This window comes from Rhizobium sp. S163 (assembly GCF_030380805.1).
Classification (GTDB): Bacteria; Pseudomonadota; Alphaproteobacteria; order Rhizobiales; family Rhizobiaceae; genus Rhizobium.
In genome coordinates this window covers 1-15419 of the sequence record NZ_JAUDSA010000037.1, presented here as the reverse complement: position 1 = coordinate 15419, position 15419 = coordinate 1, and the positions used below count along the sequence as shown (strand labels likewise).

Here is a 15419-nt window from a genome sequence, read left to right as displayed (position 1 = left end):
CGACGAACTCAGATACTGGTCCTCGCGGGGGCTTCGCTTAGTCAATCTTGAAAACAGAGGCATTGTCCTGCACATCCCGCAGCCCCTTGTAGGACGCGTGCCGGAGCTTGCCGTCGTCCGTCCAGGCGCGATACTCGATCTCCGCGATCAAAGTCGGCTTGGCCCATACAATGTCCTTGCGACGGCCGTTGTATTCGACCGCAGGCCGCTTGGTCGCGAGCTTGTCCAGAGCCGCGCGCAGTTGAACCGCGTCGTTGTATTTGAAACCCGTCCCGACGGAGCCAACATATTGAAGTCCGTCGCCCTTGCGGCCCGCAAGTAGCAAGCTTCCCAAACCACCACGAGCGGTCGATGACTTTTCGTAGCCGACAACGAAGAAGCTCTCCGAAGCGATGCATTTCACCTTGATCCAGTCGGCAGTCCGTCCCGATCTGTAGGCGCTGTCCGAATCTTTGAAGATGACGCCCTCGAGGCCATGTTCGCAGGCCGCTCGGAAAATAGCTCCGCCATCGCCCTCGATTTCCTGGGAGAACCGGATAGCCCCGTCGCGATCGGCGATCAGCTGTTCGAGCAGATGCCGCCGGCTCGACAACTCCATTTTCTGAAGGTCGTGGCCGTCGAGGTAGAGCACGTCAAATGCGATGAAGATCGAGCCTGAAGATGCGAGCTTTCCCCCTCGCCCACCGAGTGACCGCTGAAGCGCTCCGAAATCCGATCGACCTTGCTCACCCAGCACCGCCGCTTCTCCGTCGAGGATAGCACTCGCGACACCTAGCTGACGAGCCTCATCCGCGATGGCGGGAAACCGTTCGGTCCAATCATGCCCTCCCCGCGTGACAATGCGGACGCCTTTCGGCTCGATGTGAATGGTTAGGCGGTAGCCGTCGATCTTCACCTCAGCGCGGTATCGTTGATCGCCGGGAGGCTTAGCCTTGAGCAATGCCAGCGCGGGTTCCACGCGATACGGCATCGGATCAAGAAGCAGGTTGGGTTGCGATGGGTCGCGGCGCTTGCTTACAGGGCCGCGTATCCGTCTGTCATCGGAGAGAAGCGGCTTTGTTTTGGGACGATCAACCATCTGTGGATTACATCAGTAATTTCTAATTTGGTAGATTGTCGTGAGCGATGATGGTGGTAGGCTTCATGTGCTTGAGATGACCTCCTTCGACCCCGCTGCGGCCTGCAGCGGGGTTTCTTTTTTTCCAGCTTGCTTTCCTCATCTCATCGAAGTCGTCGGGGAGCACGTGCATACCAACCGCATGAGCTACGACTACGAAGGCGGCACGTGCCGCTTGAGGATCGATGGCGAACACCATCGCGTCAATCGAACGCGCAAGCGCACTATGGAATGCAGGTTTCGACTTGTCGGGCCACTGTGATGTGAGGAATTTGATCATCTCTTCGACAGCCTCGGCGGACGCATACTGGCCGGGAGCGTTGATTTCAACTTCGAGCGGTTGGATCGGTGTGAGGGCATACCTTGCATGACGCCTAACCTCTCTGACTTTGCATGCGAGTCAACTGACGGCGAAGTGATTCGTTCCGAGTCAGATCAGCGGGTTACGAAAACTTCAGCTCTCGACTGCGGTGGTAGATTTCGGGCCACGCCCCCACTTTCAGCCAAGCGCTCGGTCTCTCCTTGCGCGGGGAATTTCGGCGTTCATTCGTTTTCGGCAACATTTCTTCAAGTGCGCCACATTTACGACTCTGTAACCCTTAGGTAATGGCTTGGCCGCTATTATACTAAGACAGTGCGATCATGATTGGAGAGAGTATGCTCGTTGTATGGCGTTGTCTTAGTATCCCGTCGATGCTGCTGCTGACCGCTTGCTCGACGACGGAACCTCTGGTGACGGCCTCCACCACTCAGCCTAAGACTGCACCCCAAACAGACCAGGCCGTCATCGCGGAGACCGTTGGCCGTTCTGATGTGGGACTGCAGCCTTTGGCCTGGGCAAATCCGGCAACTGGAAGCGCTGGGGTCATTCAGCAGATAGAACCGGCCGCCGATGGCGGCCAAGGCTGCAGGCAATTCCTCACGACACACCAGACTATCACCGGCAGTTCAAGCCTCAATGGTGTCGCCTGCCCTGCTGAAGGCCATCAATGGAAAATCAGCCGCTAACGGATTTCGTTCGGGCCGCTGACCGCGCTACGTAATCCATGACGTCGTCGGAGGGTCAGCAGGCCGCAAGCGCGTTTTTTCAATCGCCGCCTTGATGTCCCGTCGCCAAGGCGTCCTATCCCCCCTTAGGGCCGGGATACTCGAAACATTAGTCTTACGAGCGACATGCCACCCCATCACTTCATCGGTTCGCTGCCGAACACCTTGCTGACCGGTCTTCAGCTTGCCAATCGTCGGAATGGTTATCGCAAAGGAGCGCCCCCGGTGGGGGTGGGCAACTATTCGGATGGCGTTTCTCTGCGAATGAGATCATCTGCCGTTCCCGCTGTGAAACCGCTCCCCATTACCGGACCGGCGAACTGAACAAGTCCCGATACCGCCTCGGCTGGCTCCTCAGATATTGTTCAGGGGCTCGCACAGTCTCTCCGAAATGGGCAGCGGCATGCCACGGCCAACGCGGATCATAGAGAATTGCTCTCGCGATAGCGACAAGGTCAGCGTCGCCGGTCGCTAGGATGCCTTCCGCTTGCTCAAACTCTGTGATCAAACCAACGGCGATTACGGGGACGTCGACGGTCTGCTTGACAGCGCGGGCGAACGGCACCTGATAGTTCGGCCCAAGAGCGATTTGCTGATTTAATGCCAGTCCGCCTGTGGAGACGTGGATCGCCGAACAGCCTCTGGCCTCAAGCGCCTTTGCAAACACGACCGTCTGATCGGTATCCCATCCGCCTTCGGCCCAATCGGTCGCCGACACTCGCATAGTCACAGGCTTGTCGGAGGGGAACGCCTCCCTAACCGCATCGAATACTTCCAGCGGGAACCGCATGCGATTTTCGAGAGAACCGCCATACTCGTCGGTGCGTCTGTTGGACAGAGGCGACAGGAATTGATGGAGAAGATAGCCGTGTGCACCGTGTATTTGTACGGCATCAATACCCAAAGCAGCAGCTCTTCGCGTGGCGTCGACAAAAGCGTTTCTGACCCGCGAAAGCCCCTCCTTGTCGAGGCTTTCCGGGTGATCGTAATCGTCCTTGAACGGGATAGCGCTTGGAGCGACGGTCTTCCAACCGTTATCGCTGTCCGGGCTGATCTGATGGCCGCCGAGCCACGGCTTTTCAGTAGAAGCCTTGCGCCCAGCATGGCCGAGTTGGATAGCGATCGGCATATCGGACCATCGGCGGACACTGGTGAGCACACGATCCATTGCGGCTTGACAGCCGTCCGAGTAGAGGCCGACATCGCCATAAGAAATTCGGCCTTCGGGCGAGACCGCCGTTGCCTCTATCGTCAAAATGCCCGCGCCCGACAATGCGAGGCTACCCAAGTGTATTTGATGCCAGTCAGTCATTTCGCCTTCGACCGCGGAGTACTGGCACATCGGTGCAATCACAATGCGGTTGCGAAGCTCGAGAGCACCAACACTGACAGGTGAAAATAGTCTCGTCTTGAACATTGTCGCTCCTTCTTGATTCCGGCATTGGTACTGCTTCTGGACGATATAGCAACTTGGTTCTGAAGAGCACGATAATGCTGGAACGGCAACTTCCCCCGTGGCGGTTGTGAGCCTCTCGGCTCGGATTACTTGTGGCGAACAACCATGGCGATTCAGCGACCGACGATGGGTTGCAAGATGGAAGACTGCATTCGGCCCATTGCGCCTACCAGCTTGGAAGTCAGGATTGCGAGCCGTATGCTTGAGTTCAATCGCAGACAACCATGACCCCGGTTGGTGTACGGCACGCAGTACCTTGCATTCTATTCCCTGCGAACTGACGTCACCGCGGAACGCTGAGTGAAGGCGACGGCACGCTCCCACAAGTTGCCTTAGGCGTTTTCGATTGCGAAACAGGCGGCTTGCTCAATAAGGCAATTCGCTGCACGTTTGGCGCATTCTGCAAGTGGATTGGCATCCCTAGTTAATGATCGACAGCTGGACGAGGCTTAAGGTTATCTCACAACAAAGAGAGGTCGAGATGATTGACAGTGGAAAAAGGACCGCGCTCGTCACCGGAGCATCCTCCGGCATGGGCAAGGCGATCGCCAAGCGCTTGATTTCGGATGGGTACAAGGTTTTCGCCGCCGCTCGCCGGGTCGAGAAGATGGACGATCTTGCGCGAATGGGAGCCACGCCCCTGCGCATGGACATCTCCAACGAAGTCGAGATAAGGGCCGCTGTCGAAACGATCCTCGCTCAAACAGGGGGCGTCGACGTGCTGGTCAACAATGCCGGATTCGGCCTCTATGGCCCGGTTGAGGAAATCGGCGTTGATGAAGCTCGATATCAGTTCGAGGTGAATGTGTTCGGTCCCGCACGGCTGACTCAGATGCTGCTTCCGGCGATGCGCAAAAAAGGAGCGGGCACGATCGTCAATATCACCTCCATGGGCGGCAAGATTTACACTCTCCTTGGCGCTTGGTACCACGCAACAAAACATGCGCTCGAAGGCTGGTCGGATAGCCTTCGGCTCGAACTTGCGCCGTTCGGCATCCGGGTCGTGGTGGTTGAGCCCGGTCTTATCGAGACGGGATTCGGCGGCGTGGTGGCCGACGGACTTCTCAAGCGTTCGGGCGGAGGTCCTTACGCGAAGGTGACGCAGGCGGTCGCCAACTCTACGCGGCAGGCCTATGGCCATGGCCGAGGCACCGATCCCGTTGTCATTGCCGGTATAGTCTCCAGGGCTGTTGCTTCAAGAAAGCCGCGAACGCGGTATGTGTCGGGAAAGTATGCGAAGCCTATGATCATGATCCGCAAATGGTTCGGGGACCGCTTATTCGACCGGGTGATAACCAGCCAGATGGGATAGGGAGAAAGCCATGAGTGGAGCGCCGGCAGACAGGTGCAAGATTCCTCGGGCGTTCTGGCTCGCAGTCGAACATGTCGGCGTGCCGCCGGCGGCACTGCTTCGCCAAGCGCGCCTTCCCGCGACACTGCACCTGAACGGCCAAGGGCTGGCGAGCACCGCGCAGTTCTTCGCCCTATGGCGGGCATTGGGGGAACTGACGGCCGACCCAGGCCTCGGGATCAAGCTGGTCGAAGCAGCCGAAACTTCTGTTCACCCACCCGCCAGCCTTGCCGCCTTTCATGCCCGCGACTACAGGGACGGGCTGTCGCGCATAGCGCGGTTCAAGCGACTCTGTACACCCGAGCAGTTGCACTTCTCCGAGAAAGGTGGGGAATGCACGGTCATGTTCGAATGGCTTTACGCTACCGAACCGGAGCCGTCGATCGCCGTCGACGTCGACTTCGCCACATTGGTAGAACTGGGCCGACGCGGCACCGGACAGCGGCTGACGCCCGTCCGTGTAGAATTCCAGCGGGCGGACCCGAAGAGCGAAGTGCATCGGCGATATTTCGAATGTCCCATCCGCTATGGCCAATCGCGCAACGCGCTGTTTCTCAAATCCACCGATCTGGATCGACCGTTTCCAGGTCACAATCCGGAACTCCTCGAACTACTCACGCCCGCCCTTGCGTCGGCGCTGGGCAAAATTCAGGCACGCAGTACGATCCGCGAGCAAGTGAAGATCGTGTTGAAGCGGAGCTTAGCCAGCGGCAGGCCGGAACTGTCCGACGTTGCGTTCGAGATAGGAGTGAGCGAGCGCACCCTGCAGCGCCGGATCACCGATGAAGGCACGACATTCCGGGAACTTCTCGCTGAGGCGCGCCAGGAACTGGGTCGGCAACTACTGTCCGATCCCTCGACCGAGATCGAAGAAGTGGCCTGCCTCTTGGGATATCAGGACATCAGCTCCTTTTACCGCGCCTTCCGGGACTGGGAAGGCGTAACACCGAACCGATGGCGGGAGCTCAATGTCGAGCAGGCTCCTGACATTTCAGTGTATTGACAGCTCGTGCGTTACGTAGTGTTGCGTGATCGCCACGACATCGCGAGCGATTCGTAAATTGAGCCGCATCAAACCTCAAATACGAAAGTCCGCTCATGGCGCAATTCTGCCGTGAGCTTTCGGCTACAGCCTCACTTTGGGGGCGATCCACCCAAAATTTCCGCATGGCCTACCAATCTACGAGCGATGAATTCAGTGAAAAGGCGCACGCGTTTCGTCTTGCGGGTCTCGCCTTGGGTGAGAAGCCAAAGCGTGCCGTACAGGTGCAGTTCGGTCTTAGGAACCCTCACCAAATTTGGATTGGCGTCTCCGACAAAGCAAGGAAGTGTAGTCACTCCGACGCCCTGTCGCACAGCAACGACCTGAGCTTCCGCATCCGTAACCCTGAACGGTACGCCATCAACCACGGCTCCCCTTTGGCGGACCCAATCGGGAATACCATGGTCGCTGATAACGATCCATCGAACAAAATCGGGCCCGACCTCACCCCACACAGGAAGCAAGTCGCGAGACATATAGATACCGCCGAAGACGTCCGGCCCCTTTAACCCGTGAAGGTTTGGCGGTAGGGTCTTGCGGTCGTAGACGACACGGATCGCGACGTCGGCCTCCCGATTGGTGAGGTTTGCCAAGTCTCCGGACGAAATGATTTCCATTTCGATATCCGGATGCGAGCGCGCGAAGTCTGCGAAATCGGGCATGAGCAGGTGTGTCGCCAGGGTTGGAGCAAGCGTTACCCTCAAGAGTCCGCGGATGCTTTGATCTCTGCCTAGTATGCGGGTCTCCAACTGAAGTGACGAGGCTTCCATCTGTTCGGCGAGTTCGCGCACCTCCTCCCCTGCGGCAGTCACGTGATATCCGGAAGGCAGCTTCTCGAACATCTTCGCCCCCAACCGCCCTTCGAGCTGCGCGATGCGGCGAAGAACCGTCGAGTGGTTCACACCAAGAACCGTGGAGGCCGCCCGCACCGATCCGCAGCGAGCGACCGCCAGAAAGTATCGAACGTCGTCCCAGTCGATCATGGTGCAATCCAGCACCGCTGCGGTGCGTTCGGGTGTCAAGTCGGGCTATTCTAAAGCCGATGTACTGTGGTTCAACCCAGTTTACCTGACATGCCCGGATCGTTTTTGCACCACCCTTGTGCGTCCATCAACACTGAATGTCGGTGAGCCCATCTCCTACGTTGGTGGTCGAGCGATCGAAGCGGGTGCTTCCATCCCTACCCAAAGGAACAACAAAGGACGCATGCAATGAACAGACTGCAAGGAAAAACCGCCGTGATCACGGGTGGTGCGACGGGTATAGGTCTCGCGGCCGCCACACGCTTCATCCACGAGGGAGCCTTCGTCTTCATCTATGGCCGCGGGCAGGAGAGACTTGATACGGCCGTGGCGGAATTGGGGTCCAACGCCCGGGCCGTGAAGGGTTCGGTCTCCGACGAAGCTGACCTCGACCGTTTATACGCGACAGTGAAGTCCGAACGCGGAAGCCTCGACGTGGTATTCGCAAACGCAGGAGCTGGAGCCCCCCTCCTCCTTGGCGAGATCACGGCCGAGCATATCGACGCAACCTTCGACACCAATGTGAAGGGCACGATCTTCACGGTCCAGAAGGCGCTTCCGCTCATGGGTCCGGGCGGCTCGATCATCCTGACTGGATCGAGCGCGGGCACCACGGGAGCCCCTGCCTTCACCGCGTACAGCTCCAGCAAGGCGGCGGTCCGCAATCTCGCAAAGACATGGGCGGAAGACCTGAAGGGCACTGGCATTCGTGTGAATGTCCTTTCGCCCGGGGCTACCGCCACCGAACTCGCGAAGGAAGCCTTGGGCGAGGAAGGCCAAAAGGCCTACGGCGCGATGACCCCGCTGCAACGTATGGCCGACCCGTCCGAGATCGCGGCTGCCGCTGCCTTTCTTGCCTCATCGGACAGCAGCTTCATGACCGCCAGCGAAGTGGCGGTCGATGGTGGCCTTGCCCAGATTTGACCCACACCCAGCTGCGACCCCGCGACGAGGAGCGCCGCAGGAATTCCACGAACTAGGAGTAGACTATGACCCATGCAATCATCGGCTTCGGCAAGATCGGCCAGGCCCTCTCTAAATCCTTCGCTCGCAACGGCATCGATGTTTCCGTTGCCACCACTCGCGATCCGGACAGCTTTGCGGCCGAGGCTGCTGCGATCGGTCCTTCCATCAAGGCAGTCAGCCTCGCGGAGGCCATCAATGCGGACATCATCTTCCTCGCTGTCCGTTTCGAGGCTCATTCCGACGTCGCGAAGGCTTTACCGAATTGGCAAGGTAAGATCATTGTCGACGTCACGAACGCCTACGGCGTGCCCGTTGAAAAGCTGAGAGATCACCCCTCAGCCAAGGTCGTTGCGGACGCTTTTACGGGCGGAACGGTCGTCAAGGGGTTCAACCATCTTGCCGCCGGTACTCTTGGGCAAAATCCGGATGTGAAAGGCGGCAGGCGCGTCGTGTTCCTGGCGAGCGACGACGAGGCCGCGGCGACGAAGGTTGGAGCGCTCGCAGAAGAGCTTGGCTTTGCGCCAGTCAACTTGGGAGGCCTCTCCGAAGGCGGCTTGTTGGTGCAGGCACGCGGAGACAAATGGGGAAAGCTGATTTTTGAGGACTTGGTCAAATTCGACTGAGCCGGCACCCCTCTCGAAGAGGGATACGCAGGCATTAGCCCTGGCATCACTTGCCTAGTCATGGCGGCCCGAGCGGCGACGTCGTCTTTTCCACGCGATCTCGCCGCTTGCATCGCGGTCTAGCGTATGACTTCGCTCGGAGCCAGATAGGCTTTTGCGGAGACAACAACGTGATCGACCTCCCGACCTACCTCACCTACACAGCAGTCGTCCTGGGACTTTTCCTTATTCCCGGTCCAGCAGTATTTCTTGTACTGGCGCGATCCGTCAGTGGCGGGAGAAAGGTGGGAATGGCGACCAGGTTCGGAGTGGCTTTAGGCGACCTTATCCACACTGTGATGGCGACGCTCGGCCTTTCGGCGATATTGATGACGTCTGCGCTTGCGTTTGAGTTAGTAAAATATGCCGGCGTCGCGTATCTCGTCTATCTTGGCATCCGGTCAATCCTCGACAAGCAGGGAAGCCTTGAACTTGCCAAGGCCAGCAAAATCACCGCGTCGCAAGCGTTTCGCCAAGCCATATTTGCCGAGATCCTCAATCCAAAAACAGCCCTCTTCTTTCTGGCCTTCCTGCCCCAGTTCATCAGTCCATCCAACGGTGCCGTTGTTCCACAGTTTGCAATCCTTGGATTGACGTTCGTTGTAATGAGCATGGGATATACATCGATCCTGGCTGTCGCGGCCGGGGGCGTGGCGGGGTGGATCAATAAACACCGTCAGATTGGGAGATGGCAGGGCAAGGTTATCGGGTCCATTTACCTCGCGCTTGGCGCGCGGTTGGCCCTACAACACCGCTGACAGAGATGCTGCGATCGCTGCGGACCGCCCTGCTCCAACCGAGCCGCTGGCACCTCTTTCTTACATGGCTCTTCGTACGCTACCGTACTAGTCTTTTCACTTGAGAATCAATCGTCTGCCGATATTTTTGCAAGTGGCTTCCACGCCCACTCAGTTATCATGGTTCAGCGTTTGCCCCGCTCAGTTGCGGGGCATTTTCTTGTAGCTGTCCGATTAAAAACCAAAGGACATTGCTTGACCAAGACCGACTGGCCAAAAGAGCCGCTCACCACCGCCGACCTGCAGATGTTGCATGGAGTTCTCGTCGATTGGTGCCGCAACAACGACTGCGATCCCTCTAGCGATCGCGGACGAATTGCCGCCAAGTCATTGGTGGCGTGGCATGAGTTTGGTATCCACGATGCGGCCGAGCTTGCCCAGCTGATGCGTGATGAGGTCGTGACCGCGAAATCCTGAGATTACTGCGCGCCATCATCCCAGCGTCCTCGTCGTGCGTTTCGACGTTTTCAAAGCCCTTGATATCGAGCTCCACGGCGCCAGCTTTCGTTAATGGGACATCTTCGATATCAAGTCAGTAAGAACGGGGCCGACGCCTACTGGTCGATCGTGGACATATTTACGGGTTGGGCTGCCGTTTATCACGGCGTTCGTCTGGACACCTTGGAACCGGAAGAAGCGGATCGAATGGTGGATGTCGTCAATCTCGCCGACCTCGCCAAACGCGGACAGCTCCGCCCCCTTCGTTGACCTATTTCATAGTGATACTCACTTGCCCGCCCCGGGAGCCCTGAGGGTCGAGCACACACGGTTCCCAAACATGGCGCTGACGAAGCCCCAATTGCGGCTTCAAAGGCTTTGCCCGTGAGGTGCCGCAGGGGTCTTCCTGAAAGGCAACAGACGTCGGCGGTTGTAACCTCGCCCAGACGCCGCCCGGTGGAAAATCTTGGGAGCGGGGGTCATTGCACCACATTTACAAAGCGTTAGCCACGATCTCATGGGAACCTGCAATCGGCCGGAACGTAGTTTCCCGTTGCTAATTTAGTCATCGTGGATGGAATGTTGGCTCGCTCTGAGCGCCACGAGGAAGTGCGCACTTCCGTTTTCAACGAGCAGGCAATGATGCCTGGCAAAAACGGAGATTAGAATGATGAACAAGCTCTCGGTGATCACTGCTCTGACAGTCGGTTCAGTCGTGTTGGCATCGCCCTTCCAGTCAGCAGCTTTCGATGTCGGCGGATCAAATGGCATTAGTGTGAGCGGAAACAATGGGCTCAATGTTTCGGTCGGTGGCGCAAATGGTGTTAACGCGACGGTTGGCGGATCGACAGGGCTAGCTAATGCGTCAGTAGGCGGGGCGAGTGGCGTGAATGCAAATGTCGGAGGAACTGCCACGGGCGGGCTAGGTGTCAATGCATCGGTAGGCGGCGCGAGCGGCGTCAACAGTAATACGAGCATTGGCGGGACACGTTCGTCGGGCGGTATTGGTCTTGACACCACCGCGAGCATTGGCGGAACAGGCGGGGTCTCTGCAGACGTAGATGCAGACGTTGGCGGCTCGAGCCTTGCAACTGCGAACGCAAACGTCGGGGCGGGTAGCAACACGTTGCTCGACCTAATGCTCGGCATTTCGTCGGTGAGCGACCCCGAAACTGGTGGCGGGTCTAAAGCAGGCGACATGAGCGGCGCAGCCCGGCCGGGTGCCAAAAATTCGAGCACCACTGGCAATCGAACGCTATCGATGATTAACGATATGTCTCCGTCTGATCGGGCGAAGGCCAAGGTTCGATGCAAGGATGTAGTGCGCGGTGGTGGTGCAGATCGAAGCCTCGTCAGCCTGTGCAAAATGGTCTTGGCAATGAAATGACTGAGCGTCCGTGCTGAACTGGGGGCGCAGCTTGCGCCTCCTCCATTATTTGGCTGTATTCGGCAAGCGATTAGAAGTCACTTTCCCAGCCAGGGGTAATCCGCAATCGAGGCTTTTGCCAAGGTTCTTATCGTACAGGCAGATTAGATTCACGTTGCTCGCCTTCGCCATGCCCTTCCCCTGCAACGTGAGGAGCGGGAACGCTATTCTGCCAATAGCGTCATCGCAAACGACCAAAGCAATGGCCTCAGAGCGTCCATGCCCGACTGGCCAATGGATGTGCCGTTGGCCTTTGCGAAGAGCGCGTTCCCTGCGCTGTCGCTGGGCGTTGCCGAGGCTTCACCGGTTGCAACAGAAACTGCCGCCGCAGCGATCGATTTGCTAAGTATCGTGTCTTTTCAAATTCCGGGCTTTCTGGCGGGAGCTGTATGTGATGTCCGAGACAAACGCCAAGAAACGTTGCCCCGAGCAGTACGGTGACGGGCGCCTGCACTCTCACCTCGGCGCGAGCCAAGGGCGATGGCGAGAAGGCAGGGGGTCACGCATCGACTTGATCCCTGCTTTAGCGCTTACTTCACCACGTTTGAATAGAATTTTATTCGGTACGGTGGAGGTTAAGTTTCCAGTCATGGCGGCTCGCTAAGACCCTTCGAAGTCAAAGCAGAGAGTTGAGATGACCCGTTACGAAGTCGAGATGTCAAACCATCGATGGGTAGTCATCGATCGTACCACGGGGATCGCTCTCCCGAATGCTTCCGGTGAGCGGTGCACTCGGCTGGAAGCTCAGGCTCTTGCCGATTTCCGCAATGGCATTGGAAGATCCACACAAGAGCGTGTCCGCACGCGCCTTCAATCCATCCGACTTGCATGGAAAGCTATCCTGGGCGGGCTTCGCTAGCGCCCAAAACCCATCGTGCCTGCCCATAAAATGAGAAAGACGCGCTCATCGTTGAGCGAGCCGTTCACATGACGCGCGGCCCTCGTCGCCGCTCGCAATGAATAGCAAACCATGCTGTCCGCTAAGTGACCGCAAAAGTTCCCGGGGCACGTGAGCATCAACCCGTCTATCGAATGGTTATTGAAGCCGGCGCGTTGCAGTGGATAGCCAGGCGGACACTGGGGAAGTTTCTCGTCGGTGTCTCTCCCGCAGTCACGCTCCGCTCTCGATTTTAGAATGTTGTTGGCGGCGAAGCGATCCGGGCCTACGCTAGCATTTGCAAGTAATTATCGGGATAAAGGTAAGGCAAATGCAAGTCCTGATTGAATATCTCCAAGTCTATTATTGCATATTAGTATGTACAAATTGAACTAAATTTTAAAGAGTTCACTTATGTTTAATTTTTTCTCGTCACATTCCCCTAAAATTATGGGGGTGTTCGGTGTTTTGGAAAGACAAGTCAGGTAACTTCGGAGTAGTGACAGCGTTGTTGGTCGTGCCGTTGTTTGCGTGCGCCGGGCTAGCTGTCGATTTCTCAAAAGCGATGGTTAGCAAGGCGGAGCTTCAAAGCGCCGCCGATTCCGCCGTTTTGTCTGCGGTATCGATGGCGAAAACGTCAAACGAAACCATGAAAGCCGAACTGACAAAGGTTTTCAAAGGAAACCTCTCCCCAGCCTTGGCCGGATCGGCTTCAGTCGAAGACATAAACATCTCCGCTGACAACTACATTACGATCAATGCGCAAGGCTCGATCCCGTTGACGCTTGGAGCGTTCTTTTTCAAGGATTCCTGGGAGCTGAAGGTCGCCGCGCAAGCAGTTAGGTCCGACTATCAAAAAGTTGAGATCGCCATGGTCCTCGACAACACATACTCGATGACAGGACAGAAGCTGACAAACCTCAAGGCCGCGGCCAACGCCCTCCTCGACGTATTCGAGAAGAGCAAGAATCCGAATGTCAGGTTCGCGCTCGTTCCCTTCTCTCGTTACGTGAACGTGGGCACCGCCAATCGCAATCAGCTCTGGCTCACGGTTCCGGACGACTATTCCACGACGAAGAATACCTGTACCACTTCCAAACCGGTGGTTTCAAAGTCCGGCTGCAAAACCGTCACGACGACCGGCACGAATGACGGTGTCAAGACGACGTCCACCAAAGAGCAATGTGATAGCTACACCTACGGCGAACCGGTGACGTCTTGCAGTGACAAGACGAGCACGTATACGTGGACCGGATGTGTAGGCTCTCGAAACAGCCCACTTGATGTCAACGATACCGAGCCAACACTTCGCTATACCGGTCTTCTCAATACGAGTTGCGGGTCAGCCGTGGTTCCTTTGACCACGAACTATTCGACCCTGCGGACCGCCATATCGAAAATGGTAGCGAACAATGAGACCTACATTCCCGCTGGCGTCTTATGGGGATGGAACATGCTGTCGCCGACGCAGCCGTTCACGGAGGGGGAGCCGAAGGCAACTGGCATCAACAAGTTCTTGATCATCATGACGGATGGAACCAACACCCTGTCGCCCAATAAATCGAATTACATGCTCCACACCGGTACCGACACAGCGAAGGCCGACAGCCTCATGACAACAGTATGCAGTAACGCTAAAAACGCAGGATTGACAATCTATACCGTGGCCGTAGGCGTAAGTGGATCGACTGCTGAAGGGCTTGCTACATGTGCGAACGACAGCGGCAAGGCGTTCAACATCGAAGACTCGGCCAAACTGGTTGAGGTCTTCAAAAAGATCGCCGGACAGATTCTGACGCCGAGACTTACCATGTGATGTCGACATGATCGCGGCTCCTCCACCAGGCAGTGCAATTTTCGCGATAGGGAACATGCGGCAGGGCCGACGCAATATCGCAAACTTCCAAAGATTGGAAGTTGTCGACCCGCTAATCGCAAGTCAAGGATACGATCAAGCGCCTTGCATACCAACTACAACCTAGGAGGCCTATCCAGGTCCCCGCGGACGGAGATTGATCGCCAGGACGAGGAAATTGCGCTTACGCGGTCAGGTCATCCAAGAAGGCATTCGAAGAGATGCCCAAGATCAAGGTCGAGAGGGAAATGCTCGACCTGGCAAAGCGAATCATCGCCGCTTACTTGGCAAGTGGGTTCCCGAAAAGGTCGGTCGGGATCGCCGCTTCCTGCTCAGTCGATGCTGGCTTATCAGTGATTTTTCCACCAAAGGACCGGGCGCTCCCCGGCCGTCCCGACCACAATGCGATCTGAATTCGCTCACCAGCCTTGATGTCACGGTGCGCGACCAAGTAACCTCGGTAGTCCGGCGCGCTGTCGTGGCCTGCTTTCTCGTTTTCAAAAAGACAAACGTCGCCCGGCTTAGATTTAAATCGCATTCGGCTCATTCCGATTGTGCTTTACGGACTGCATTTCCGCGCAAGGACCTCAACATGCCCGGACCGATAACCAATATGCGAAGAGCGCCCGCGCAGCCGCAGATGTGGAAGTAGTCTCGCTGAGAAACCACCTCGTGAGCAGACAAAGCAGTCGGGAGGTCCTCTATTGGGGGGCTGAGATCAATCTTTCCGCTTGCCTTTCGGCAGTTCGCGTTCCCGTTGCAGAGCGGCAACGATCAGAGGCGCCGCCGCTATGACAATCCGACCAAGCGGCACCCTTCGAATGACGCTAGTTGCCACAGCGCTGCCGGCGATGCCGGCAATCACCTTTCCCCAGGGAAATTTACTCGCCGTCTTCAGATAATCCGTCTTCGTTGTCCGTTTCGGCATGTCTAATTCCTAAATCCGTCGCGGGTTCCTGAAACCTTGTCCGCGAGTGGTGTTGGATCTCGATCGCCTCGTCGCTCTTAGCTGTCACCCTTGCGCCTGCCAAAAGACACTTAGGAATGGTGCGACCGACCAAGCTGGCTACAAGCCTAAACGGGCTGGCGAGGAAAAAGGTTCAAATGAAGAAAGGCAATCTGAGAACCCTGCTCAGCGGTAAAAGCAGCATCGCCTCGACGCTGAAGGTCTCAGCCCACCGCGGTTCTATCGCGCGAGACATTCGTATGACGGAGGAGAACAAGCGTCTCAGCATAAATCTCCCGCCGGCGTTCTTCGCTCATCGAGTAGAGCCGTTTGCGTTCGCTCGGAGAAACTCGACTGCTTGGGCCTTGCGGCTTGATGTCCTCCGCCTCGACTAGGTCGATCAGAAGGTTTCGCATT

At 57.1% G+C, this 15419-nt stretch carries 16 protein-coding genes and 1 pseudogene; 10 read left to right on the top strand and 7 right to left on the bottom strand.

Annotated features, from left to right (window positions below):
- Positions 1 to 37: 37 nt before the first annotated feature.
- Both ligD and QTL96_RS26985 read right to left on the bottom strand, forming a co-directional pair.
- Positions 38 to 1078 carry a non-homologous end-joining DNA ligase gene (ligD, locus tag QTL96_RS26990; protein ID WP_289729873.1) on the bottom strand — a complete coding sequence of 347 codons (1041 nt, stop codon included), beginning with the start codon at positions 1076 to 1078 and terminating at the stop codon, positions 38 to 40.
- Positions 1079 to 1100: 22 nt separating this feature from the next.
- On the bottom strand, positions 1101 to 1463 hold the full coding sequence (locus tag QTL96_RS26985; protein WP_354669158.1) for a DUF982 domain-containing protein: 363 nt from the start codon (positions 1461 to 1463) through the stop codon (positions 1101 to 1103).
- A 347-nt stretch (positions 1464 to 1810) separates the two neighbouring features.
- Between QTL96_RS26985 and QTL96_RS26980 the strand changes: the two genes are divergently transcribed.
- Positions 1811 to 2125 (top strand): RT0821/Lpp0805 family surface protein, encoded by a 315-nt coding sequence (locus tag QTL96_RS26980; RefSeq protein WP_289729872.1) that lies wholly within the window; start codon positions 1811 to 1813, stop codon positions 2123 to 2125.
- Positions 2126 to 2468: 343 nt separating this feature from the next.
- Here the strand turns inward: QTL96_RS26980 and QTL96_RS26975 are convergent, their stop codons facing one another.
- Positions 2469 to 3581 carry an NADH:flavin oxidoreductase/NADH oxidase gene (locus QTL96_RS26975; protein ID WP_289729871.1) on the bottom strand — a complete coding sequence of 371 codons (1113 nt, stop codon included), beginning with the start codon at positions 3579 to 3581 and terminating at the stop codon, positions 2469 to 2471.
- Between the two features lie 520 nt (positions 3582 to 4101).
- Between QTL96_RS26975 and QTL96_RS26970 the strand changes: the two genes are divergently transcribed.
- Entirely contained in the window at positions 4102 to 4932 is an 831-nt protein-coding gene (locus QTL96_RS26970) for an oxidoreductase (protein WP_289729870.1), read from the top strand.
- A gap of 10 nt (positions 4933 to 4942) precedes the next feature.
- Positions 4943 to 5974 (top strand): AraC family transcriptional regulator, encoded by a 1032-nt coding sequence (locus QTL96_RS26965; protein WP_289729869.1) that lies wholly within the window; start codon positions 4943 to 4945, stop codon positions 5972 to 5974.
- 131 nt (positions 5975 to 6105) lie between these two features.
- Here QTL96_RS26965 and QTL96_RS26960 read toward each other — a convergent pair whose 3' ends face one another.
- Entirely contained in the window at positions 6106 to 6996 is an 891-nt protein-coding gene (locus QTL96_RS26960) for a LysR family transcriptional regulator (RefSeq protein WP_289730157.1), read from the bottom strand.
- A gap of 228 nt (positions 6997 to 7224) precedes the next feature.
- On the opposite strand from QTL96_RS26960, the gene QTL96_RS26955 reads away from it, so the two are divergent.
- From QTL96_RS26955 to QTL96_RS26925, 7 genes and pseudogenes are all read left to right on the top strand, one after another.
- Positions 7225 to 7959: an SDR family oxidoreductase gene (locus tag QTL96_RS26955; RefSeq protein ID WP_289729868.1), complete on the top strand. Its 735-nt coding sequence runs from the start codon at positions 7225 to 7227 to the stop codon at positions 7957 to 7959.
- A gap of 65 nt (positions 7960 to 8024) precedes the next feature.
- Positions 8025 to 8624 (top strand): NAD(P)-binding domain-containing protein, encoded by a 600-nt coding sequence (locus tag QTL96_RS26950; protein ID WP_289729867.1) that lies wholly within the window; start codon positions 8025 to 8027, stop codon positions 8622 to 8624.
- Positions 8625 to 8794: 170 nt separating this feature from the next.
- Positions 8795 to 9421 (top strand): LysE family translocator, encoded by a 627-nt coding sequence (locus tag QTL96_RS26945; protein WP_289729866.1) that lies wholly within the window; start codon positions 8795 to 8797, stop codon positions 9419 to 9421.
- Positions 9422 to 9655: 234 nt separating this feature from the next.
- A complete protein-coding gene (locus QTL96_RS26940) occupies positions 9656 to 9877 on the top strand; it encodes a hypothetical protein (RefSeq protein WP_289729865.1) in 222 nt (73 codons plus the stop codon).
- Positions 9878 to 10565: 688 nt separating this feature from the next.
- On the top strand, positions 10566 to 11285 hold the full coding sequence (locus QTL96_RS26935; RefSeq protein WP_289729864.1) for a hypothetical protein: 720 nt from the start codon (positions 10566 to 10568) through the stop codon (positions 11283 to 11285).
- Between the two features lie 1379 nt (positions 11286 to 12664).
- A complete protein-coding gene (locus QTL96_RS26930) occupies positions 12665 to 14017 on the top strand; it encodes a pilus assembly protein (protein WP_289729863.1) in 1353 nt (450 codons plus the stop codon).
- 224 nt (positions 14018 to 14241) lie between these two features.
- A pseudogene (locus tag QTL96_RS26925) lies at positions 14242 to 14334 on the top strand (Ku protein); the annotation flags it as partial.
- Positions 14335 to 14336: 2 nt separating this feature from the next.
- Here QTL96_RS26925 and QTL96_RS26920 read toward each other — a convergent pair.
- The 3 genes from QTL96_RS26920 to QTL96_RS26910 all read right to left on the bottom strand — a co-directional run.
- Positions 14337 to 14594: a hypothetical protein gene (locus QTL96_RS26920; protein ID WP_289729862.1), complete on the bottom strand. Its 258-nt coding sequence runs from the start codon at positions 14592 to 14594 to the stop codon at positions 14337 to 14339.
- Positions 14595 to 14774: 180 nt separating this feature from the next.
- Positions 14775 to 14984, bottom strand: coding sequence for a hypothetical protein (locus QTL96_RS26915; protein WP_289729861.1), 210 nt, complete (start codon positions 14982 to 14984; stop codon positions 14775 to 14777).
- A gap of 242 nt (positions 14985 to 15226) precedes the next feature.
- Positions 15227 to 15419 (bottom strand): hypothetical protein (locus QTL96_RS26910; protein WP_289729860.1); only part of this gene is annotated, 193 nt, incomplete at its 5' end.